The 22,688-nt window shown below is 38.2% G+C and carries 23 protein-coding genes and 3 pseudogenes; all 26 read left to right on the forward strand.

Annotated features, from left to right (window positions below):
- The 26 genes and pseudogenes from fliI to MKX65_RS08360 all read left to right on the forward strand — a co-directional run bounded on the left by fliI (position 1) and on the right by MKX65_RS08360 (position 22,684).
- On the forward strand, positions 1-1,314 hold the full coding sequence (gene fliI, locus MKX65_RS08235; protein WP_340906192.1) for a flagellar protein export ATPase FliI: 1,314 nt from the start codon (positions 1-3) through the stop codon (positions 1,312-1,314).
- 2 nt (positions 1,315-1,316) lie between these two features.
- Positions 1,317-1,760, forward strand: coding sequence for a flagellar export protein FliJ (fliJ, locus tag MKX65_RS08240; protein WP_340903199.1), 444 nt, complete (start codon positions 1,317-1,319; stop codon positions 1,758-1,760).
- Positions 1,761-1,768: 8 nt separating this feature from the next.
- Positions 1,769-2,368: a MotE family protein gene (locus tag MKX65_RS08245; RefSeq protein WP_340903200.1), complete on the forward strand. Its 600-nt coding sequence runs from the start codon at positions 1,769-1,771 to the stop codon at positions 2,366-2,368.
- A 36-nt stretch (positions 2,369-2,404) separates the two neighbouring features.
- On the forward strand, positions 2,405-3,610 hold the full coding sequence (locus MKX65_RS08250; RefSeq protein WP_340903202.1) for a flagellar hook-length control protein FliK: 1,206 nt from the start codon (positions 2,405-2,407) through the stop codon (positions 3,608-3,610).
- A 9-nt stretch (positions 3,611-3,619) separates the two neighbouring features.
- Positions 3,620-4,252: a flagellar hook assembly protein FlgD gene (gene flgD, locus MKX65_RS08255; RefSeq protein ID WP_340903203.1), complete on the forward strand. Its 633-nt coding sequence runs from the start codon at positions 3,620-3,622 to the stop codon at positions 4,250-4,252.
- A gap of 13 nt (positions 4,253-4,265) precedes the next feature.
- Positions 4,266-4,649 carry a TIGR02530 family flagellar biosynthesis protein gene (locus MKX65_RS08260; RefSeq protein ID WP_160545595.1) on the forward strand — a complete coding sequence of 128 codons (384 nt, stop codon included), beginning with the start codon at positions 4,266-4,268 and terminating at the stop codon, positions 4,647-4,649.
- A gap of 79 nt (positions 4,650-4,728) precedes the next feature.
- A complete protein-coding gene (gene flgF / locus MKX65_RS08265; protein WP_340903204.1) occupies positions 4,729-5,913 on the forward strand; it encodes a flagellar basal-body rod protein FlgF in 1,185 nt (394 codons plus the stop codon).
- A 49-nt stretch (positions 5,914-5,962) separates the two neighbouring features.
- The gene (locus MKX65_RS08270; protein WP_340903205.1) at positions 5,963-6,187 is read left to right on the forward strand and encodes a flagellar FlbD family protein; all 225 of its coding nucleotides are present in this window, start codon (positions 5,963-5,965) and stop codon (positions 6,185-6,187) included.
- Complete coding sequence (fliL, locus tag MKX65_RS08275) at positions 6,174-6,602, forward strand: flagellar basal body-associated protein FliL (protein ID WP_160545592.1); 429 nt, start codon at positions 6,174-6,176, stop codon at positions 6,600-6,602. Before MKX65_RS08270 ends, fliL begins: the two co-directional genes overlap by 14 nt.
- Before the next feature lie 39 nt (positions 6,603-6,641).
- Positions 6,642-7,640, forward strand: a complete 999-nt coding sequence (fliM, locus tag MKX65_RS08280; RefSeq protein WP_340903206.1) for a flagellar motor switch protein FliM — start codon at positions 6,642-6,644, stop codon at positions 7,638-7,640.
- Positions 7,630-8,916 carry a flagellar motor switch phosphatase FliY gene (gene fliY / locus MKX65_RS08285; RefSeq protein ID WP_340906193.1) on the forward strand — a complete coding sequence of 429 codons (1,287 nt, stop codon included), beginning with the start codon at positions 7,630-7,632 and terminating at the stop codon, positions 8,914-8,916. The genes fliM and fliY overlap by 11 nt, the downstream gene beginning before the upstream one ends.
- Positions 8,917-8,936: 20 nt before the next feature.
- A complete protein-coding gene (locus MKX65_RS08290) occupies positions 8,937-9,299 on the forward strand; it encodes a response regulator (RefSeq protein WP_160545590.1) in 363 nt (120 codons plus the stop codon).
- A gap of 25 nt (positions 9,300-9,324) precedes the next feature.
- Entirely contained in the window at positions 9,325-10,002 is a 678-nt protein-coding gene (locus MKX65_RS08295) for a flagellar biosynthetic protein FliO (RefSeq protein WP_340903207.1), read from the forward strand.
- Entirely contained in the window at positions 9,999-10,664 is a 666-nt protein-coding gene (gene fliP / locus MKX65_RS08300) for a flagellar type III secretion system pore protein FliP (RefSeq protein ID WP_340903208.1), read from the forward strand. The genes MKX65_RS08295 and fliP overlap by 4 nt, the downstream gene beginning before the upstream one ends.
- A 13-nt stretch (positions 10,665-10,677) precedes the next feature.
- Entirely contained in the window at positions 10,678-10,947 is a 270-nt protein-coding gene (gene fliQ / locus MKX65_RS08305) for a flagellar biosynthesis protein FliQ (protein ID WP_340903209.1), read from the forward strand.
- Positions 10,948-10,950: 3 nt separating this feature from the next.
- A complete protein-coding gene (gene fliR, locus MKX65_RS08310; RefSeq protein WP_340903210.1) occupies positions 10,951-11,727 on the forward strand; it encodes a flagellar biosynthetic protein FliR in 777 nt (258 codons plus the stop codon).
- 1 nt (position 11,728) lies between these two features.
- The gene (flhB, locus tag MKX65_RS08315; RefSeq protein ID WP_340903211.1) at positions 11,729-12,811 is read left to right on the forward strand and encodes a flagellar biosynthesis protein FlhB; all 1,083 of its coding nucleotides are present in this window, start codon (positions 11,729-11,731) and stop codon (positions 12,809-12,811) included.
- 33 nt (positions 12,812-12,844) lie between these two features.
- On the forward strand, positions 12,845-14,881 hold the full coding sequence (flhA, locus tag MKX65_RS08320) for a flagellar biosynthesis protein FlhA (protein ID WP_340903212.1): 2,037 nt from the start codon (positions 12,845-12,847) through the stop codon (positions 14,879-14,881).
- Positions 14,878-16,092, forward strand: a complete 1,215-nt coding sequence (gene flhF / locus MKX65_RS08325; RefSeq protein ID WP_340903213.1) for a flagellar biosynthesis protein FlhF — start codon at positions 14,878-14,880, stop codon at positions 16,090-16,092. The genes flhA and flhF overlap by 4 nt, the downstream gene beginning before the upstream one ends.
- A gap of 3 nt (positions 16,093-16,095) precedes the next feature.
- Positions 16,096-16,959, forward strand: a complete 864-nt coding sequence (locus MKX65_RS08330) for a MinD/ParA family protein (RefSeq protein WP_160545583.1) — start codon at positions 16,096-16,098, stop codon at positions 16,957-16,959.
- Positions 16,960-16,968: 9 nt separating this feature from the next.
- A pseudogene (locus MKX65_RS08335) lies at positions 16,969-18,049 on the forward strand (protein-glutamate methylesterase/protein-glutamine glutaminase).
- Between the two features lie 19 nt (positions 18,050-18,068).
- Positions 18,069-20,114 carry a chemotaxis protein CheA gene (locus MKX65_RS08340; RefSeq protein ID WP_340903214.1) on the forward strand — a complete coding sequence of 682 codons (2,046 nt, stop codon included), beginning with the start codon at positions 18,069-18,071 and terminating at the stop codon, positions 20,112-20,114.
- Between the two features lie 45 nt (positions 20,115-20,159).
- Positions 20,160-20,631 (forward strand): annotated as a pseudogene (locus MKX65_RS08345) (chemotaxis protein CheW).
- Positions 20,632-20,635: 4 nt separating this feature from the next.
- Positions 20,636-21,275 (forward strand): annotated as a pseudogene (locus MKX65_RS08350) (chemotaxis protein CheC).
- Positions 21,268-21,765, forward strand: a complete 498-nt coding sequence (locus tag MKX65_RS08355) for a chemotaxis protein CheD (protein WP_160545578.1) — start codon at positions 21,268-21,270, stop codon at positions 21,763-21,765. Before MKX65_RS08350 ends, MKX65_RS08355 begins: the two are co-directional and overlap by 8 nt.
- A 157-nt stretch (positions 21,766-21,922) precedes the next feature.
- Positions 21,923-22,684, forward strand: coding sequence for a FliA/WhiG family RNA polymerase sigma factor (locus MKX65_RS08360; protein WP_160545577.1), 762 nt, complete (start codon positions 21,923-21,925; stop codon positions 22,682-22,684).
- The last annotated feature ends 4 nt before the right edge of the window (positions 22,685-22,688 follow it).

Genomic DNA, 22,688 nt, shown 5'->3' on the forward strand with positions numbered 1-22,688 from the left:
GTGCTAGCTGCCGATTTGTTGGGACAAATTGATCAGATGAAAACGTTTAAACGCTATGGAAGAGTAAAGCGTGTCGTGGGTCTAATGATTGAATCGCAAGGACCAGAAAGCTCAATCGGTGATGTTTGTTACATTCATATCGGCAAAAACAACCGGAAAATTCAAGCTGAGGTTGTTGGATTTAAGGATGAAAATATACTGCTTATGCCCTATACAAGCTTAAATGAAATCTCACCAGGCTGTTTGGTAGAGGCAACATTGAAGCCTTTAGAGGTGAAGATAGGTCCAGCTTTAATCGGTAGCGTACTAGATTCTTTAGGGCAACCTCTCGACGGGAGTCAGCTTCCAAAAGGACTTGGATCAGTAGGAACAGACCAGGATCCACCGAATCCTATGACAAGACCACCGATATCTGAACCTGTAGAAGTAGGGGTTCGATTAATCGATAGTCTTCTCACAGTCGGTATGGGTCAGCGTGTAGGGATTTTTGCCGGAAGTGGTGTAGGGAAAAGTACATTGCTTGGAATGATTGCTCGTAATACAAATGCTGATTTGAATGTGATCGCATTAATTGGTGAACGTGGTCGTGAGGTTCGAGAGTTTATCGAGAAGGATTTAGGACCAGAGGGTTTAGCAAGGTCAATCGTTATTGTCGCAACTTCTGATCAGCCAGCACTAATGCGAATAAAGGGTGCTTTTACAGCAACCGCGATAGCGGAGTATTTTCGTGATCGGGGTTTAAACGTCATGATGATGATGGATTCAGTAACAAGGGTTGCAATGGCCCAACGTGAGGTAGGGTTGGCTATCGGAGAGCCACCGACAACGAAAGGATATACACCCTCTGTATTTGCGATACTACCTAGATTGTTAGAAAGAACAGGTACGAATGAACATGGATCAATTACTGCATTTTATACGGTACTAGTTGATGGAGATGACATGAACGAACCGATCGCCGATACCGTACGTGGGATATTGGACGGACACTTTGTTCTTGATCGATCATTAGCTAATAAGGGCCAGTATCCGGCTGTTAATGTGCTGAAAAGCGTGAGTAGAATTATGAACAATATAGTACCTGAAGCCCATAAAAAATCTGCTGAAAAACTGAGAGAGTTATTAAGTACCTATATCAATTCTGAGGATTTGATAAATATCGGGGCCTATAAACGTGGATCTTCTAAAGAAATAGATGATGCCATTGCTTCGTATCCTAAGATTATTTCGTTTATTAAGCAAGCAACTGATGAAAAGGTATCCTTTGAACAAGGTGTCCAATCGTTATATGAATTACTTGGAAGAAGTGACTAATAATGAGATATGAGTTCAAGTTTCATAAAATCCTCGCTGTAAAAGAACGTGAAAAAGACGAAGCCGTTTCTATCTACCAAGATTCAGTTCGAAAATTTGAAGAAGTGGCAGAAAAGCTTTATGAACTGTTAAAAAGGAAAGAGGATCTTGAAGTATATCAGTCCGAACGCCTACATGGGGGACTATCTATTCAAGAAATTCGTCATCACCAACAGTTCATTAGTAATATCGAAAAGATGATTGAACATTATCAAAAGATGGTTATCAACGCCAGAAACAGAATGCTTCTATTTCAGGAGAAATTGTTAGAAAAAAATATAGAAGTAAAAAAATATGAAAAAATCCGAGAAAAGGATTACTTGAAATTTACCGAGGATTTAAAAGTATTCGAAGGTAAACAGATGGACGATATCTCGATACAAATGTACATGAATCGAGAAGGTTAGGTGATTGAATGGCAAAGGAAATTGAAGAAATAGAAGAAAAGAAATCAAATAAATTTCAAATGTTTATTTTTGTCTTTCTTATTCCCTTCTTGTTTTTAGTTACAGTTGCGTTAGTTGTTTTAAGCTTTGCTGGGGTAAACGTATTTGAAAAGTCCAAAGAGCTTAGTGCACAGATTCCATTTGTTTCCTCGCTAATTTCAGAAGAAGGAACACAAACGGAAGAAGAGTGGGAAAAGAGCATAATCGCATTAGAAGGTGAGATTAAGGATCGAGAGGCCAAGATTGAAAAGTTGGAATCCGAAATCGAAAGCAAAGATACTCAAGTAGAGCGATCAAATCTAGAAAAAGAACAATTGCAGCAGCAAATTGATGAACTCTTGGCCATTCAAGAAGAAAACAAGCGTGCGTTTAAAGATATTATTAAAACGTATGAATCGATGTCGGCAAAAAAGGCGGCGCCAATTATTACAGCCATGAGTGAACAAGAAGCACTAAAAATTCTAACAACTATAAAATCAGATCAACTCGCGGCGATTATGGAAAATATGACAGCAGAGGACGCTGCAAAATATACAGAGCTTCTTACCGCTGAAAACAACCAAGAGTAACGGTTTTGTTCATAAGAAGGAGGTGATATTGAAAATATGCAAATCGAGAGCTTAGGTTTCACTCAAAAGCTTGCTTCACAGTTGAACAAGGCTTCTACGAGCCAGGAGAAATCATCCTTTTCAAATCTTCTCCAATCAGCTACTGCTCCTGTAGAAGAGTCATCGAATGAACACACGACAGTGAAAATAACTGCTACAGACGTAAAAGAACTTTTATCCCTTTTATCTAAAGAGGATCTCATAGAAGTGGAAGAGGGTTTACAGCTGCTGGATCAATTGATATCGAATAGTAACGAAGATTTACTTGCAATGATTGAGAATTATCTAGGAATGAGCCATACCCAATTTCAAAATTTGCTATCTAACGTAGTGGAGAAGCTCCAAGTTGAAGGTGGGGAAGGGCAAAGTGATTTAGCAAAGCTGCTTCAAGTCGTAGAAAAAATGAGTGAATTAACAGCGAACCAGCTAGGTAATGTTTTAGATAAGGACTCTTTAAAACTAATAAAGGTAACAAAGCTTTATGAACTAATGGCGAAAAATCAAGACTCATTAAATGGAGAATCTAATAAACTTGATTTTAAGTCATTAAGTGCAAAATTAACAATCATCCTTGAGGGAAACATGTTTAAAAGTGAGCAAACTGCTTCGAGACTAGCCTTTTTAAAACAAACTTTCTCTAGTATTATGACAAGTTCCTCTTCAAGAGAAGAATTAACGAGTACGCCTTCATCAAAATCAGATATGATTTCTGGTTCTGTACAATTTATGCAGATGTCAAGACCTGAACAATTAACGCTAACTCTTTCAAATGGATCAAAGCAAGTCCAATCGGAACAATTAATAAAGCAGTTTGAAAATATTTTAGCTAGAAGCCAATTTTCAAATGTTAATGGCGTTCAAAGATTGTTTTTACAGCTAAATCCAGGAAATTTAGGATCGCTACGCATTGAGATTATTCAACAGGATTCTGTCATGGTTGCGAAAATTGTCACATCAACGCAGGCGGCAAAGGAGGCAATTGAAGGTCAACTTAATCATTTAAAGCAAGCCTTTAATTCTCAAAACATTCAGGTTGAACGCGTCGAGATTTCTCAACACACATCAGGTCAAGAGCGATTCTTAAACCGAGACGGTGAACAACAACAAGCAAGGCAGGAACAAGCTGAACAAAAGGAAGAACAAACATCTGATCAAGTTTTTACCTCATCCTTTGAAGAAGCACTCTTAAATACGGAAGTGTAGGTGAAAAAAATGGCAAACACAATTAATTCATCTCTTTTACTATCAAACTATCAAACTACTCAACGTAGTACTGGTTCAGATACATTAGGAAAAGATGATTTCTTAAAAATCTTAATGACACAGTTGCAAAATCAAGACCCTTTAAACCCAATGCAAGATAAAGACTTTATTGCGCAAATGGCTACCTTTACAAGCCTTGAACAAATGACCAATATGAATAAGTCCATTACATCATTAGTCAGTGCTCAAGAACAAAACCAATTAATTTCATACAGTCAGTTCATCGGGAAAGAAGTTAGTTGGCATAAGCTAACGGAATCAGATGATGGAAGTTCTGAAATTGAACAAGGTACAGGAAAGATTGTATCTTTGAAATTTACAGATGGAGTAGCGACCTTCTTGTTAGAGGACGGAACAAGTTTAACATCTGGGAACATCTCGCAAATCAATGACACCAAAGGCGACACCATGCTTTTACAAGCCAGTATGATGATTGGAAAAACGGTCACTTATTCTTCTGAAAACAATGAAGTAAAAGAAGCCAAGGTAATATCCGTTTCCTTAAAAGATGGGAAATCATTCTTTCAGTTAGAAAATGGAGAGAGTGTGTCAAGCACAAGTATTACAAAAATAGAAGCGTAAAGGAATGGTTTGAATGGACAAGTCTATGTTTAGACCGATTCATTCGCAGCCGATTAGTAACCATCAACTAAGATCGGTTACATCTAAACCTACGAGCACGGACTCTTTCTCTCAGCATTTACAGAAAGCATTACAACCAGAAAAACTAACATTAAGTAAACATGCAAAAGAGCGAATGTCCCAAAGGGGTATTCAAATCGATGAGGCCAAGTGGGGCCAAATTCAAGAGAAAGTAAATGAAGCGAAGAAAATGGGTGTTAAAGATTCGCTCGTATTGTTACAGGATGCAGCCCTTATTGTCAGTGCAAAAAATAATACAGTGATAACGGCTATGGATCGGCAGGAAGCTACTGCACAAATTTTTACAAATATTAATGGAACGATCATTTTAGAATAATTGTTTTGGCTGGACCAACTGGAGGCCAACAAGCTACGGACCGATAGAAGTAGCTTACTATGAAAGGGGAAACGAAATCATGCTACGTTCAATGTACTCAGGTATTAGTGGAATGAAAAACTTCCAAACTAAATTAGATGTTATTGGTAACAATATTGCAAACGTAAATACGTATGGCTTCAAAAAAGGTCGTGTAACATTTAAAGACACAATGAACCAAATGGTGTCAGGGGCAAGTGCATCACAAGATAACCGAGGAGGGAAAAACCCTACACAGGTTGGTCTCGGTTCTACATTAGCAACCATTGATACCATTCATACACAATCAAGTTTGCAAACTACGGGTCGCTCACTTGACTTAGCGATCTCAGGTGATGGTTACTTTATGGTTAAACAAGGAGATGCACAGTTCTATACAAGAGCTGGTAACTTCTACTTAGATGATAATGGTTCTTTAGTAAACGGCGATGGGTACAAAGTACAGGCCTTTACTATAGATCCAAATACAGGAAATGTATCTAACCAGTTCGGTGATGTGGCTGTAAACGTAAATGCAGTATTACCTCCGGTTACAACTGATATTATTTCAATCTCGGGGAACCTTGCAAGTAATTCAGTGAGCGATGGAACACCATTCACACAACAGGTTCAAGTAATTGATAATTCTGGCCAAGCACACAGAGTTGATGTCAAATTTACAAAAACAGATGAAGATCTTTGGGAAGTGAGTGTAAATGATACACTTCTGACTACGCTTGATTTTGAGAATGGTACTGTAACACCACAAGAATTTACTGGTAACATTACTACTGATTCATCGTCAATCAATGGTGTTACATTTAACTTTAGTGAGTTAACTCAAGTAGCTGGAAGCACAAGTGCACTAGTTAATCCTAACGGAAACACAGAAGGAGCTCTAGAGAGCTTTAACATCGGTTCTTCTGGTGAAATCAATGGAGTATATTCAAACGGTTTAGTAAGAACTCTTGGTGTACTTGCTCTAGCTAAATTCAGCAACTCATCAGGTTTAACAAAGGCTGGAGGAAACCTTTTCCAAGAGTCCATTAACTCTGGTGTGGCAAATATTAATGTAGCAGGTGAAGGTAGAGGTTCAATCGCAGCTGGTACATTAGAAATGTCAAACGTTGACTTATCTGAAGAATTTACTGAAATGATCTCTGCACAAAGAGGATTCCAAGCAAATACACGTATTATTACAACATCAGATGAAATCTTACAAGAGCTTGTAAACTTAAAACGATAAGCTAAGGGAGGGATAGGGTTGAGCCAAACACTCAACCCTAATAATAGCCGTGATTAAAGTAACCCGTCTAAATGGCAAGTCATTCATGTTAAATGCTGTTTATATTGAAACAATCGAATCTTTTCCCGATACGACCATCACGCTTTCAAATGGGCGGAAATATGTCGTAAAAGAGGCAGAGGATCAAGTTTATGAAGCAATACAGAAGTTTTATCAATCTGTCAACCTTTTAGGACGGCTTCAGGTGGAGGATAAAGAAAATGAAGAAAAATAAGCTAGTCATGATTATGGCAATCTTGCTAGTCGCAATAACACTGGTTGGTGCCATAGCGGTTGTAGTGATTCTTAAGGTTACTGGGGAAGATAAAGAAAAGGAATTAACCATTGATGAAGTGCTAGAAGCATCAGTAGATATTCCACAAATGACAGCAAACCTTGCTAGTAATGACTTTATTCGTATCTCATTCAAAATTCAAACTGATAGTGTAAAAGCAAAAGAAGAATTAGAAAAAAGAGATTTCCAGGTGAAAAACATCATCATTTTAGAGTTATCTGAAAAAACTGCTGAGGATTTAAAAGGAAAAGAAGGTCAGCAAAAGCTAGAGAATGACTTAAAAACGAAGATTTCTGAGATCATGCAAGAAGGAAAAGTAGAGCATGTGTATATTACAGAATCACTCCTCCAGTAAGATAGCAACCTTAGAGAGGAAGAACGGAGGTGAGGACATTTGTCAGGTGAAGTACTCTCACAGAGTGAAATAGATGCTCTCTTATCGGCACTCTCAACTGGAGAAATGGATGCGGATGAGTTAAAAAAGGAGCAATCTGAGAAGAAAGTTCGTGTGTATGATTTTAAAAGGGCACTAAGATTCTCGAAGGATCAAATCCGTAGTCTAACGCGAATACACGAGAATTTTGCTCGATTGTTGACCACGTATTTCTCAGCTCAATTACGTACGTATGTGCAAATTTCTGTTGCATCAGCAGACCAAATTCCTTATGAGGAATTCATTCGCTCCATTCCGAAAATGACAATTTTAAACGTTTTCGAGGTTCCGCCACTTGAAGGAAGAATCCTGATGGAAGTGAATCCAAATATCGCTTATGCCATGCTAGACCGCCTTATGGGTGGTAGAGGTTCCAGTATTAATAAGGTAGAGAATTTAACAGAAATTGAAACAAAGATCATGTCCAATACATTTGAAAAATCCTTTGATAACTTACAGGAAGCTTGGTCAACGATTTCAGAAATTGATCCGTATTTAGCTGCGTTTGAGGTCAATCCTCAATTTCTGCAAATGGTATCTCCGAATGAGACGGTTGTCGTAATCTCTCTTAATACCGTGATTGGGGAAACAACTGGAATGATCAATATTTGTATTCCTCATGTTGTGTTAGAACCGATCATTCCAAAGCTTTCTGTTCACTATTGGATGCAAACAGAAAAGAAGGAAAGAGAACCGCAGGAGATTGCTCAATTAGAAAAAAGAATTCAAACAGCTACTGTTCCTATTTCTGCAGAGCTTGGACATTCGGAAATTTCTATTCAAGATTTCCTATTGCTAGATATTGGTGATGTTATTGAGTTGAATCAAGCAATCGATAGAGCATTAACAATTAAAGTTGGAGATATACCTAAATTCTTGGCCCAACCAGGAAAGGTAAATAAAAAGCTTGCAGTGCAAGTATTAGAGACATTGAAGGGAGGAGACGATGATGGTGAGTGATGGCATGCTTTCACAAGATGAAATAGATGCTCTTCTAAGAGGAACAGATGAACCTGATAATGACATGGCAACAGAAGAAGCCATTAATGTGGAAGATTATCTTTCTTCGATGGAACAAGATGCTCTTGGGGAGATTGGTAATATTTCATTTGGTAGTTCAGCAACAGCACTATCAACTCTTCTAAATCAAAAAGTAGATATTACCACACCTACTGTAGTTGTCATACCAAAGAATAGACTAGCAGAGGAATTCCCACAACCATATGTTGCGATACAAGTGAGTTATACGGAAGGATTTTCAGGAACCAATCTGTTAGTTATCCAGCAGTCTGATGCAGCAATCATAGCTGATTTAATGTTAGGCGGGGATGGGATACAACCAGCCGACCTAATGGGAGAAATCCAATTAAGTGCAGTGCAAGAAGCAATGAATCAAATGATGGGCTCTTCAGCCACTTCGATGTCGACCATTTTTAGTAAAAAGGTAGATATTTCACCGCCTTCGATTGACATGTTAAATGTACTTGAAGGGGAAGGGACAGACAGACTTCCAGTCGATGATATGTTAGTGAAAATTTCTTTCCGACTAAAAGTGGGTGAATTAATCGACTCTAGTATCATGCAATTGGTACCATTAGAGTTTGCAAAAGGACTAGTGGAAGAATTATTAAATCCAAGTCCCACAAATGAAAAGGAATCAGGTAAAATAGAGGATACGAGTGCTCATAGGGCTAATGACCTAGTGGAGCCTACACCAATTCCAAGTGCAGGGCAGCAACCTCCAATGCAAGGAGGCTATGGTGGACAAATGCAACCACCAACACAAACTCATCCGAACCAAGAGCAATGGGGCCAAGTACCGCCACCTGGCTACTACCAAGCCCCACCAACTCAAGTGTATCCACAAGGTCCACAGCATTTTGGTTCACCTTATGCGTCAATGGGTGCACAGCCAAATGTTCAACCAGCAAGTTTTTCAAGCTTTGAGCAATATCCGCCACTTCAGCAATCAGAGTCTAAAAACCTTGACATGCTGTTAGATATTCCTCTTCAGGTTACGGTTGAACTTGGTCGTACAAGACGGTCAGTTAAAGAAATTCTTGAGTTATCAGCAGGTTCAATAATTGAATTGGACAAACTAGCAGGAGAACCAGTGGATATTCTTGTAAATAATCGTCTGATTGCCAAAGGTGAGGTAGTTGTGATTGATGAAAACTTTGGTGTTCGCGTAACAGACATCATTAGTCAGAGTGATCGAATAAAAAAATTAAGATAATTTTTGGGGGTTAAATTTTCATGGCACATAAAATTCTAATTGTTGACGATGCTGCATTTATGCGAATGATGATAAAGGACATACTATCCAAGAATGGATATGAAGTTGTTGGAGAAGCGGCAGATGGGGCTCAAGCAGTTGAAAAATTCAAAGAGACAAGCCCGGACCTAGTGACAATGGATATCACGATGCCAGAAATGGATGGAATCACTGCATTAAAGGAAATTAAGAAAATTAATCCAAATGCTAAGGTCATTATGTGTTCTGCAATGGGTCAGCAAGCAATGGTTATTGATGCAATCCAAGCGGGAGCAAAGGACTTTATTGTAAAACCTTTCCAAGCGGATCGTGTAATTGAAGCAATCTCAAAAACACTTGGTTAATAATTTAAGTTAGAGGTGCAGCGCATTGCAAAAAGGAAAGTTATTCTTCAAAGTGTTGCTTCTAGTACTTATTGCTTTGCTGGGCTCCAATCAAGGAGCCTTGGCAGAGCAATTTAACAGTATTAAGGACTGCTTAGAGGACGAAAGCAAATGTAGTGAGGATCAATTGAAAGAAGTAGAAAATAATGAGGAACCTGCGACTGACAATAATGAAAATACACCAACAGTTGGTTTGACCTTTTGGGATTTCATTAAAATGGTTTTTGCAACTATTTTTGTTATTGCATTATTGTATGCAGTATTAAAATTTATCAATAAAAGAAGTCGTTCCTTCTCTAGTAATCAACTTGTGGAGAACTTAGGTGGAACAGCACTAGGAACAAATCGCTCCATTCAAATTGTGAAAATAGGCAATCGTGTGTTAGTAGTTGGGGTAGGCGAAGATGTAAAGCTACTAAAAGAAATCGATGATGAGGATGAAGCGCGCCAAATCATTAATGATTATAACAATCGTATGGACCAGCTTGTTCAACCAAGCGATATTGTGACAAAGCTAATTGAAAGAACACGAAATATAAAGCAAGGTACTAGTAAGGAAGAAACCTCATTTTCCTCTACTTTAAAAGCTCAGCTTGAGGAACTCTCAAAAGGGAGGAAAAAGCTTTTTGATGAAATGGATAAGAAAGGGTCAGACAAGCGATGAATGAATTTATGGAGTTTTTTAACGGCAGCGATCCTGAAAATGTGTCTACCTCAGTAAGGCTACTGTTAATGCTTACCGTTCTTTCCTTGGCTCCTAGTATTTTGGTTCTAATGACTTCCTTTGTCCGAATTGTAATCGTTCTTTCCTTTGTCAGAACGGCGCTTGCTACTCAACAAATGCCACCCAATCAAGTGTTAATTGGATTAGCTTTATTTTTAAGCTTTTTTATCATGGCGCCAACCTTTCAAGAAGTCAATGATCAAGCGTTAACACCGTTATTTAATGAAGAAATCAATCTTGAAGAAGCCTATACAAGAGCTTCCTTGCCACTAAAAGAGTTTATGAGTGCTCATACGAGGCAAAAGGATTTGGCTCTTTTTCTTGAATATTCAAAGGCTGAGCGACCAGAAACGGTGGCTGATATTCCTTTAACCACTCTTGTACCAGCGTTTGCAATCAGTGAGATAAAGACAGCGTTTCAAATTGGTTTTATGATTTTTATCCCATTTCTAGTAATCGATATGATTGTTGCAAGTGTCTTAATGTCCATGGGTATGATGATGCTTCCACCGGTTATGATTTCTTTACCATTTAAAATATTGCTATTTGTTTTAGTAGACGGTTGGTACTTAGTGGTTAAATCACTACTAGATAGCTTCTAAGAAGGTGATTGGATTGACTCCAGATAGTGTAATTACCATTGCTGAACAGGGGATTTGGATGGTCATACTGATTAGTGGCCCCTTGCTAGCATTGGCTTTAATAGTAGGGTTAATTGTAAGTATATTCCAAGCGACGACACAAATTCAGGAACAAACGCTAGCTTTCGTTCCAAAAATTGTTGCAGTTTTGCTAGGAATAGTATTTTTTGGACCTTGGATGCTAAGTCATATGCTCTCCTATGCAAACGAAATCTTTACTAATTTAACAAGGTATGTGGGATAACCAATGGTAGATTTCCTTCCAACATTTCCAGCATTTTTATTAGTGTTTGTTCGGGTTACATCTTTTTTCTTATTAATGCCATTATTTTCTTATCGTTCAATTCCGACAACTCATAAGGTTGGACTTGGATTTTTCTTATCATGGATTATGATTTTTACATTTGATGCACCGGTTTTAGAAATAAACGGTGCTTACTTTTTATTGATAATAAAAGAAGCGATGATTGGTATTATGTTGGGTTTTATTGCTTATGTCATTATGGCGGCCATCCAAATAGCAGGCGGTTTTATTGATTTCCAAATGGGGTTAGCGATTGCAAATGTGATTGACCCTCAGACAGGAACGCAAAGTCCATTAATGGGACAATATTTATATACGATATCTTTGTTTTTTTTATTAGCATTAAATGGACATCATCTTTTACTAGATGGAATTTATTTTAGTTATCAATTTATTCCTTTGGAACAAGCTTGGATTCCACTAGGAGATGCAAGCATACCTAATTACATACTTTCATCTATTTCAAAAATGTTTGGTGTTGCCCTCCAATTATCAATACCGATTGTTGGAAGCCTATTTTTGGTTGATGTTGCCCTCGGAATTGTAGCAAGAACCGTACCCCAGCTAAATATTTTTGTGGTGGGTCTGCCTCTAAAATTAGGTGTTGGTTTTATTGTTCTTATTGCTGTTATGAGTATATTACTAGGAGCTGTTGCAACACTATTTGAAACGATGTTAACAATGATGAGAGGGTTAATGGAATTGATTGGGGGTCTGTAACTTGAAAACCCTACGTTTGGATTTACAGTTCTTTTCAGGGGAAAAAACAGAAAAAGCTACCCCAAAGAAACGGCAGGAATCACGGAAGAAAGGTCAGGTTGCAAAAAGTCAGGATGTGAATACAGCCGTCGTCTTACTTGCTGTTTTCTTGTTCCTTTTCTTTGCAGGTGGATATATAAAGGATATCATTTTTCGATTATTCCAACATTCATTCCAAGAATATATGAAACTGGAGATAACCGAGAGCAATATTCAAATGATGTTTCTTGAAATACTTAGTGAAATCGTTCTTATTTTAGCACCAATTATGGCAGTAGCTATGGTAGCAGGTGTCGCATCGAATTTTGCTCAGTTTGGATTTCTTTTCTCAACAGAAGCGATTCAACCTAAGCTTGAAAAGCTTGATCCGATAAAGGGAGCAAAGAATATCTTTTCAATGCGTGCGATTGTAGAGCTGCTAAAGTCCATGCTTAAAATTAGTTTTGTCGGTGGAGTCACCTTTGCTGTTTTATGGAATCGGAAAGAAGATATCTTAATTCTGTCTCAAAAGTCTATAGGCGCTTCCATGATTACGTTAGCAGGGTTAACTGTACAAATGGGACTGATTGCGTCTGCAGCCCTTTTATTTCTTTCCATCCTGGATTATATGTATCAAAAATATGACTTCGAAAAAAAGATTCGAATGTCTAAACAAGATATAAAGGATGAGTATAAAAATATCGAAGGAAATCCCGAAATAAAAGGGAAAATCAAGCAAAAACAACGTGAAATGGCCATGCGAAGAATGATGCAAGATGTTCCTACTGCGGACGTTGTCATTACGAATCCAACTCATTATGCTATTTGCTTAAAATATGATGAAGCCAAGCAGGATGCTCCTTACGTAGTTGCCAAGGGCGTAGATTTTATGGCTCAAAAAATTAAGATGATCGCTAAAGAGCATGATGTTGTTATGATGGAAAATCGCCCGTTAGCTAGAGCGTTATACAGTCAAGCAGAAATTGGAGAAGCCATTCCAGAGGAGTTTTTTAAGGCAGTTGCAGAAATTCTAGCATTTGTTTATAAAACAAAGCAAAAGATATAAAGATATTATTGTATTACTTGAGGAGAGATAGTGATGTCTGGACGAGACTTATCGGTTGTAGTAGGCGTAATATTAATTGTCGCGATGCTCATTATTCCTTTCCCAACCTGGTTATTAAGCATATTAATTATGCTGAATATTTCATTGGCTCTTCTTGTGCTGTTAAATAGTATGAATATGAAGGAACCTTTACAATTTTCGGTTTTCCCATCACTGTTATTACTGTTAACCCTTTATAGGTTGGGGCTTAACGTATCAACAACAAGAGCAATCCTTACACATGGGGAAGCGGGTGGAGTGGTTGAAACATTTGGCCATTTCGTTGTAGGGGGAAATGTAATTGTTGGGATTGTAATTTTTGTTATTCTTGTTATTATCCAATTCATTGTTATTACAAAAGGATCAGAGCGTGTATCTGAGGTTGCAGCGAGATTTACACTCGATGCGATGCCTGGTAAGCAAATGAGTATAGATGCAGACTTAAATGCAGGAATGATTTCTGAGCACGAAGCAAAGGAGCGTCGTGAGAAGGTTAGCAGGGAAGCTGATTTTTACGGAGCGATGGACGGAGCAAGTAAGTTTGTTAAGGGAGATGCCATTGCAGGGATCATTATTGTGATGATCAACTTGATTTTCGGGATTATTGTTGGTGTGACACAACTTGGTTTACCAATAGCTGAAGCTGCAAAACATTTTTCTTTGCTAACCGTAGGAGATGGTATTGTTAGTCAGTTGCCTGCATTATTAATTTCAACTGCGACAGGTATTGTTGTAACAAGAGCTGCCTCAGAGGGGAATTTAGGAACGGATATTACTGGACAATTAATGGCTTATCCAAAAATGCTATATATTACCGGTGGAACAATCTTCATACTTGGTCTATTTACGCCGATAGAAGATATATTAACCATTCCAATCGCAGGACTATTAGTATTAGGTGGGTACATGTTTTCTAGAGTTCCTAAGCAGGACATGACAGAGATTCAAGAAATGGAAGAAGAAATTCAGACAGATGAAATGAAGAAGCCAGAAAGTGTGGTCAGTCTTCTGAATGTAGATCCAATTGAATTTGAATTTGGTTACGGGTTAATCCCACTAGCTGATTCTAATCAGGGCGGAGATTTACTTGATCGGATTGTCATGATCCGTAGACAGCTTGCTATCGAATTAGGTCTTGTGATACCTGTTGTTCGAATCCGGGACAATATTCAGCTTCAACCCAATGAGTATCGTTTGAAAATTAAAGGGAGCGAAATGGCTAGAGGTGAGTTGTTATTGGATCATTACTTAGCGATGAGCCCTGGAATTGACGATGATAGTATCGAGGGAATTGATACAGTTGAACCTTCGTTTGGCTTACCAGCGAAATGGATTACTGAAGAAGTAAAAGAGCAAGCGGAAATTTTCGGATATACAGTCGTCGATCCGCCGTCTGTTGTATCGACTCATATTACTGAAGTCATAAAAAACAATGCACATGAGCTACTGGGTCGACAGGAAACAAAGCAGTTAATCGATCATTTAAAAGAAAGCTACCCGATTTTAGTAGAAGAGGTAACACCTAATCCTTTAACAGTAGGTGAAATCCAAAAAGTACTTGGGAAGCTTCTTCGTGAAAATGTATCTGTTAGAAACTTACCAATTATATTTGAAACACTTGCCGACTTTGGAAAGGTAACTATCGATACCGATTTGCTAACAGAATACGTTCGACAAGCACTAGCACGACAGATTACTAATCAATACCGTGCCGGTGGTCAAACGATTCGAGTGGTGACTGTTTCGGGGAAAATTGAAAAGTTGATTGTCGATAATATTCAACAAACGGAGCATGGGAACTACTTAGCACTTGACCCTTCTGTTTCACAATCTATTTTAGAGTCTCTGGCTACTCAAGTAGAACAGCTATCTATTATGGAACAATCGCCAATTGTGTTATGTTCACCAGCTGTAAGAATGTACGTTCGACAGTTAACAGAGCGATATTTTCCACAGATACCGATTCTCTCATACAATGAGCTTGAAGCGAATGTAGAAGTACAAAGCGTTGGGGTGGTGAATATAGATTGAAGGTAAAAAAATATACAGCTCCGACTATGCCTGAAGCAATGAAGCAGATTCGAGCGGAGCTTGGAAACGATGCAGTAATATTAAATTCTAAGATTGTCACAACAGGCGGATTCTTAGGGTTATTTAAAAAAGAAAATATTGAAGTGATTGCGGCCATAGATGAAGTGGTTCAAGCAGAAAGAAAAATGCAATTTGAACAGCCCAAGGTGAAGGTGAAGCCTATAGTGAAACCGATGCCTACAATGGAAAATAGAGAAGTGGTTCCACTTACGAGTAGGAATGTAGCACCGTCTATTCCCAACCCCCTACCTAAACAACAGACAAACGAAGGCAATAAAAAGCCTGATGTGGACATGCTTGCTGAAATTGCAGGTTTAAAAAAGATGTTACAAACAATCACAGAACAGCAAACGGATCTTCCGCTTCCTGAGCCCATACAAAATTGTGTTCAGCGCTTATTGGATCAGGAAGTTCCAAAGGACATAAGGGATGAACTCCTAACATCACTTCTACAAAAATGGTATTCAAATGGTTCGGGTGCAAACGAAAGAGAAGTAAAAAAGTGGTTGCGACAAGAATTATATGATCGTTTGAGCACTCTTTCATTTGGTAGAATTACCTTTACGAAAAAATATATAAACCTTGTGGGACCAACGGGTGTTGGTAAGACGACAACATTAGCCAAAATTGCTGCTGAATGTGCCCTGAAGTATAAAAAAAGGGTAGCGTTAATCACAACCGATACGTATCGAATTGCTGCCATTGATCAGTTGAAAACGTATGCGAAAATATTAAATGTTCCATTAGAGGTTTGCTACAGCTTGGAGGATTACAAACAAGCATGTGAAGCGTTTAAGGATTACGACATTATATTAATTGATACCGCAGGCAGAAACTTTAGAAATCAACAATATGTTGAGGACTTAAAAAAGGTTGTTGATTTTGAACATGATATGGAAACATTTCTTGTGTTAGCTTTAACAGCCAAACAAAAAGACATGATGGATATATACGAACAATTTTCATTAATAAAAATTAATAAATTTATTTTTACAAAAGCTGATGAAACATCTACATATGGTGCTATGCTCCATATGATGAAAACTAGTCATATCGGTGTGGCCTATATTACAAACGGTCAAAATGTACCAGACGATATGATTTCAGCTAATCGTGAGCAAGTAACGAATTTGATACTTGGGGTCGAATAAGCCATGAAAGATCAAGCAGAAATGTTAAGACAAAGAATCCAACAAATGAGTGGGAAGCCATCTCCAAAAACACTTGCAGTCGTGAGTGGAAAGGGAGGGGTAGGGAAATCAAATTTCTCTTTAAATTTTTCTCTTTCTTTAGCAAGCCGAGGATACAAAGTTCTCCTATTTGATATGGATGTGGGTATGGGCAATATTGATATTCTAATTGGTCAGTCTGCATCATACTCAATCGTAGACTATTTTGAAGGGCGAAAAACACTGTCCGAAATTGTTTCTACAGGACCTCATGGATTGCATTATGTTGCCGGAGGAACAGGACTATCTCATTTTGTTAATATGGACAAGCCGGTTCACATGAAGTTTACAGAGGACTTGTCTCATCTATTTTCAGATTATGAATACATCCTTTTTGATATGGGGGCAGGTGCCACAAAAGAAACGGTGCCTTTTATCCTCTCGGTTGATGAAGTTCTAGTGGTTACAACACCAGAGCCAACATCAATTACAGATGCTTATGCAATGATGAAGCATATTCATTTGCATGATTCGGATCTGCCATTTTTGCTAATTGTCAATAGAGTACATTCTGATAAAGAAGGAATGGAAACATTTAAACGATTACGAACAGTAGTTAATCGTTTTTTAAACCGAGAAATTATTGAGTTCGGTATGATACCGGATGATCGCCAGGTTCATCAAGCGGTCACGAAACAGACGCCATTTATTTTTAACGAGAAAGCACCAGCTGCTAAAGCGTTACAACAAATGACGAGTCGTTTTGAGGAAAGACAATTTGAAGTAATTTCAGATAAACCTAAGACGCATTTTGTTTCGAAATTAAAGCGATTTTTGTTTGAAAGGTAGTGCTTGTTTATGAGCAAAATTAAAGTGCTTATTGTGGATGATTCGGCATTTATGAGAAAGCTCATTCAAGACTTTTTAACTGAGGATCCTAGAATGACTGTTGTTGGCTCAGCAAGAAATGGTGAGGACGCAATAAAAAAAGTGATAGAACTCGAGCCAGATGTAGTAACATTGGACGTTGAAATGCCGATATTAAATGGGATTGAGGCATTAAAACGAATCATGTCTGAGAAACCAACTCCAGTCGTTATGCTCTCGAGTACAACAAAACAGGGAGCAGAAAACACGATATTAGCGATTCAATATGGTGCAACTGATTTTATTACAAAGCCATCAGGTGCGATTTCTCTTGACTTGTATAAAGTGAAAGAAGAGTTGGTAGAAAAGGTAGTTTCTGCGAGTAAAGCTAATATTAAGCAGCTTGTGAAGCTGAACAGTCAAGAAAAAAACACTGTAAAAAAGCGTATGGGTTATAGTAAAATAGAACCAAGTAAAAAGAATCAATTCAATGCTTTGTCAGGAAAAAAACTAGTGTGTATAGGTACATCGACGGGTGGACCGCGTGCACTTCAACAAGTAATTACTAAGCTGCCAAAGACGATTGATGCCCCTGTTTTAGTAGTACAGCATATGCCAGCAGGATTTACGAAAAGTCTCGCTGTAAGATTAGACTCGATCTCCGAGGTTCATGTCAAAGAAGCTGAAGAAGGAGACATCATTCAAAAAGGAACAGTCTATATTGCACCAGGTGGTCTTCATCTAAAACTAAAATGGGTAGGAGCTAATTTAGCGATCCAATTAGATCAATCTCCACCAAGAAACGGCCATCGTCCCGCTGTAGATGTGATGTTTGAATCCTGTAGTGAGTTATCTGCCTATGCAAAGATCTCCGTCATCATGACTGGGATGGGGTCGGATGGTACAAAAGGGCTTATAAAGCTAAAAGAGTTAGGGAATGTAGTTGGCTATCGCGGAATCAGAGGAAACATCCATCGTTTTTGGAATGCCGAAAGCAGCTATTGCAACAAAGCTAGTGGATGAAGTTAAAAACGTTGATAATATTGCAGAAACAATAATGAAATATGTATAACTCCAAGGAGCTGTTGGGCATGGAAATGAGCCAATATTTAGAGGTTTTTATAGAGGAAAGTAAAGAGCATCTTCAGAACTGTAATGAACGATTACTTGATCTTGAAAAAAATCCAAGTGATCTTAGCATTGTTAATGATATTTTTCGCTCCGCACACACGTTAAAAGGAATGTCAGCAACGATGGGTTACGAAGACTTAGCTAGTCTTACTCATCAAATGGAAAACGTTTTGGACGCGATCCGAAACCAAAAAATATCTGTTACACCTGAAACTCTTGATGTTGTGTTTGAAGCTACAGATGATTTAGAGGCAATGGTGTTTTCGATTGCTGACGGAGGCGACGGAAAACGTGATGTTGCTATTGTAGTGGAAAAGCTTAAGTTGATTGAAAAGGGAGAAAGTCCAGCTGTATCTCAGAGTGCAAAGGAGGTAGCTGCCACATTAACTCCAGATGCTCCTCGTGCATTAAAAGGTGAATACGATGAGTTTGAGTATACGGTACTACAACAATCGATCGAACAAGGCTTTCAAACGTATGAAATTACGATTGCGCTGAGAGAGGACTGCTTGTTGAAAGCGGCAAGAGTTTTCATGGTATTCGAAGTGATTGAGAAGTTAGGAGAAGTCATTAAATCAACACCTTCCGTAGATCAGCTAGAAGAGGAACAATTTGATCAAGAGTTCACCGTAACGATTGTATCAAGGGAACCAATGTCTGATATTCAAAGCAAGGTGATGAAAGTATCCGAGGTTGATAGAGTTGACATTCACTCTCTATCCATTGAACAACTTCGTCCAACCGCAGAAACAACTCTTGAACCAATTAAACAGGAAGTAATCATTGCAGAAGAAGTAATAATAGAAGAACCTGCTCAACAAGAGGAACAGAAAAAGCAAACATCGGTGAAACAGGCTAGTAATAAAACGATTCGTGTAAATATTGAGAGACTAGATATTTTAATGAATTTGTTTGAAGAGCTTGTCATTGACCGAGGTAGATTAGAGCAAATCTCAAGAGATTTAAATAATTCCGAGCTTCATGAAACCGTGGAGCGAATGAGTCGAATTTCTGGAGATCTTCAAAATATTATCTTAAATATGCGAATGGTACCAGTGGAGACGGTATTTAACCGATTCCCAAGAATGGTACGACAATTAGCGCGGGATCTTGGGAAAAAGATTAATTTAGAAATTGTTGGTGCAGAAACGGAACTAGATCGTACCGTAATAGATGAAATCGGTGACCCTCTTGTCCACCTCATTCGAAACGCGTTAGACCATGGAGTGGAAACACCTGAGGTAAGAAAAGCGAAGGGCAAGAGTGAAGAAGGAACTGTTATCTTAAAGGCTTTCCATAGTGGAAACCATGTGTTTATTGAATTATCGGATGATGGTGCTGGAATTAACCGTGATCGAGTGTTAAATAAGGCACTAAAGAACGGAATTATTTCAGAACAAACGGCTGCCACGCTAACAGACAAGCAAGTATATGAATTGATCTTTGCATCAGGTTTCTCAACAGCAGAAAAAATCTCTGATGTATCTGGACGTGGTGTAGGCCTTGATGTTGTGAAAAACACAATAGAATCACTCGGCGGTACCGTGTCAATTGATTCGAAAGAAGGAGAAGGTTCTATATTCTCCGTTCAACTTCCGCTTACTCTTTCTATTATTTCTGTTATGTTAGTAGAAATTCAGAAGGAAAAATATGCAATCCCGCTTTCTTCAATTATTGAGACAGCCATTGTTAAAAAGGAAGATATTCTGAATGCACACAACCAAAAGGTAATTGATTTCAGAGGGAAAGTAGTTCCACTCTTATTTTTAAAGGATATTTTTGAAGTTCCTGTTTTTGAAGAAGAGGATGAGTTTTACTCTGTGATTATAGTAAGAAAAGGCGACAAGATGGCAGGTCTTGTGGTTGATTCCTTTATTGGACAGCAAGAAGTAGTGTTAAAGTCGCTAGGAAACTATTTAACAAATGTATTTGCTATTTCAGGAGCAACAATTCTTGGAGACGGACAAGTGGCACTCATTGTAGATTGCAATGCACTAATTAAATAACAACTAAAAGTGTGTCTAGCATGTTAGGAAAGAGGGGGAAGTCTCATGAGTGAGACATCAGTAGCAGATTTAAAACTTATAATCTTCCAAATTAAAAGGAAAAGAATATGCCATTCCTGTAAGTAAGGTTCGTTCTATTGAAAAGGTACAGCATATTACTAGAGTCCCTAGTAGCTCACATTTTGTAAAGGGTGTTATTAATTTAAGAGGAGTTGTCACTCCTATTATTGATTTGAGAAGTCGCTTTGGAATTGAAGAGGAATCTTATTCTGACAGTACAAGAGTTATTATTGTTACTTTAGAAGATATGGAGGTTGGCTTAATCGTAGACGCAGCCAACGACGTTCTAGATGTCCAAACAGAAGCAATAGAACCTCAGCCAGAAGTGGTTGGGACCGAAGAGACAAACTATATTAGTGGAGTGGTAAAGGTCGATAAACGTTTAATGATCTTACTTGACCTTGAAATGGTCTTAAATCCAGACGAAGTTAGAGCATCTCAAGGAATTGAAGGATAACCAAATGGGGTTTATTAGTAATCTTTCTTCTATTCATTTGGACATATTAAAAGAAATCGGCAATATTGGTGCGGGCCACGCAGCAACTGCGCTTTCTAAACTTTTAAATAAAAAGATAGATATGCAAGTTCCTCATGAAAATTGTAAGCTTTGATGAAATGATGGAACTATCGGGTGGTGCGGATCATGTGGTGGCAGCGGTGTTTCTCCGTATTGAAGGAGAAGCACCTGGCAGTATGTTTTTTGTCTTACCTCCTGAACAAGCAACGGTCTTCATTAAGCAGATGATAGGTGATGAAGAATTTACCTTTGATCAACTAGCTGAGAATGAAATAGCTACCTCCGCCTTGCAGGAACTTGGAAATATCTTATCTGGCTCCTATTTGTCTTCATTATCCGACTTTACTGGACTGGCCTTGTATCCATCTGTTCCTGCATTAAGCGTGGATATGGTCGGCGCAATTATAAGTTTTGGATTGATTGAACTTTCGCAGGTGAGTGATTATGCAATTGTTATTGATACAGCGCTAAATGAAGATGATGTTGAAATAAGTGAAAGTGTACGAGGGCACTTCTTCTTGTTACCTGACCCGGACTCCTTTCATATTATCTTTGAATCTTTAGGAGTTAGGGTTAATGGATGAAAAAGTTGAAATTATTAAGGTAGGCATAGCAGATATGAATGTAGTATCTGCTCCTAACCGAATTCGAACATCTGGACTTGGATCATGCGTGGGAGTGGTCATATATGATCAAGTAAAAGAGATTGCAGGCCTTGTTCATATTATGCTCCCTGATTCATCCCTTTCTAAAGCTGGTACGATGAATCTTGCAAAATATGCTGATACCGGGGTGAAGGAGCTTGTAAAAAAGCTCGTGCAATTAGGCGCAAGACCTTCCATGCTAAAAGCAAAAATTGCTGGTGGAGCGCAAATGTTTCAATTTAGCAATACAAGTGACCTGATGAGAATAGGTCCAAGAAATGTAGAAGCAGTTAAAAGAGAGTTGGCTGAGTTGAAAATTGCTATCATAGCAGAGGATGTTGGAGGTAATAGTGGGCGAACGATTGAGTTTTGTCCGAAGTCAAAAATCTTACACATCCGAACGGTTAACAAAGGCACTCAGGAATGGTAGAATAGAAAGCAATGAACGATCAGCCTTTTATTGGAATGGCTGATTTTTTTTGCAATTAAAAAATCGATTATTGTTTGAAAGAAATAAGGACTGTTTATATTAAGAAAGTATTTAATTTAACGATTGATTTGAACAATGTCGTTTGGAGGAGGAAACCATGGGACAGGCACCTTCGATCGAGGAACAAAACATATGGGAAAAATGGACTTCCAAAAGAGACAGTGATGCAGGTGATTTTTTAGTAAGAAAATATTTGCCGCTTGTAAGCTATCATGTCCAAAGGATTTCCGTTGGTTTACCGAAGAATGTTTCACGAGATGATTTAAAGAGCTTAGGAATGATTGGTTTATACGATGCGCTTGAAAAATTTGACCCTACAAGGGACTTGAAATTTGATACATATGCGTCCTTTCGTATTCGCGGAGCCATCATTGATGGGTTAAGAAAGGAAGATTGGCTCTCTAGAAATACAAGAGATAAAGCCAAACGAATTGAGCAAACCATTGAAAAGTTAGAACAAAAACTAATGAGAAATGTGACTTCTAAAGAAATCGCAGAAGAGCTAAATATGAGCGAAGACGATGTTCACAATACAATGAACGAGCATTTTTTTGCTAATGTATTATCAATTGACGAGCAACCGGATGGCGAGGAAAAAGAAGGAGCTGGATTCTCGTTAAAGGACGAACGCGCAGAAATTCCAGAGGAGACCATTATTAAAAATGAGTTAATCTCTGAGTTATCATCAATGATTTCTCATTTGAATGATAAAGAACAGCTTGTATTAAGCTTATTCTATCAGGAAGAGTTGACATTAACTGAGATTGGACAAGTGATGGATTTATCAACGTCAAGAATATCGCAAATACATTCAAAAGCCATTTTTAAGCTAAGACAAACATTACAAAAAATCGTTTAACAGA

The sequence above is a fragment of the Robertmurraya sp. FSL R5-0851 genome (assembly GCF_038002965.1).
Lineage (GTDB): Bacteria > Bacillota > Bacilli > Bacillales > Cytobacillaceae > Robertmurraya_A > Robertmurraya_A beringensis.

Excerpts from the sequence above, each read along its gene's own strand:
- fliJ (WP_340903199.1), top strand. The coding sequence starts at position 1,317 with ATGAGATATGAGTTCAAGTTTCATAAAATCCTCGCTGTAAAAGAACGT.
- MKX65_RS08245 (WP_340903200.1), top strand. The coding sequence starts at position 1,769 with ATGGCAAAGGAAATTGAAGAAATAGAAGAAAAGAAATCAAATAAATTT.
- MKX65_RS08250 (WP_340903202.1), top strand. The coding sequence starts at position 2,405 with ATGCAAATCGAGAGCTTAGGTTTCACTCAAAAGCTTGCTTCACAGTTG.
- flgD (WP_340903203.1), top strand. The coding sequence starts at position 3,620 with ATGGCAAACACAATTAATTCATCTCTTTTACTATCAAACTATCAAACT.
- MKX65_RS08260 (WP_160545595.1), top strand. The coding sequence starts at position 4,266 with ATGGACAAGTCTATGTTTAGACCGATTCATTCGCAGCCGATTAGTAAC.
- flgF (WP_340903204.1), top strand. The coding sequence starts at position 4,729 with ATGCTACGTTCAATGTACTCAGGTATTAGTGGAATGAAAAACTTCCAA.
- fliL (WP_160545592.1), top strand. The coding sequence starts at position 6,174 with ATGAAGAAAAATAAGCTAGTCATGATTATGGCAATCTTGCTAGTCGCA.
- fliY (WP_340906193.1), top strand. The coding sequence starts at position 7,630 with ATGGTGAGTGATGGCATGCTTTCACAAGATGAAATAGATGCTCTTCTA.
- MKX65_RS08290 (WP_160545590.1), top strand. The coding sequence starts at position 8,937 with ATGGCACATAAAATTCTAATTGTTGACGATGCTGCATTTATGCGAATG.
- fliP (WP_340903208.1), top strand. The coding sequence starts at position 9,999 with ATGAATGAATTTATGGAGTTTTTTAACGGCAGCGATCCTGAAAATGTG.
- fliR (WP_340903210.1), top strand. The coding sequence starts at position 10,951 with ATGGTAGATTTCCTTCCAACATTTCCAGCATTTTTATTAGTGTTTGTT.
- flhA (WP_340903212.1), top strand. The coding sequence starts at position 12,845 with ATGTCTGGACGAGACTTATCGGTTGTAGTAGGCGTAATATTAATTGTC.
- MKX65_RS08330 (WP_160545583.1), top strand. The coding sequence starts at position 16,096 with ATGAAAGATCAAGCAGAAATGTTAAGACAAAGAATCCAACAAATGAGT.
- MKX65_RS08340 (WP_340903214.1), top strand. The coding sequence starts at position 18,069 with ATGGAAATGAGCCAATATTTAGAGGTTTTTATAGAGGAAAGTAAAGAG.
- MKX65_RS08355 (WP_160545578.1), top strand. The coding sequence starts at position 21,268 with ATGGATGAAAAAGTTGAAATTATTAAGGTAGGCATAGCAGATATGAAT.
- MKX65_RS08360 (WP_160545577.1), top strand. The coding sequence starts at position 21,923 with ATGGGACAGGCACCTTCGATCGAGGAACAAAACATATGGGAAAAATGG.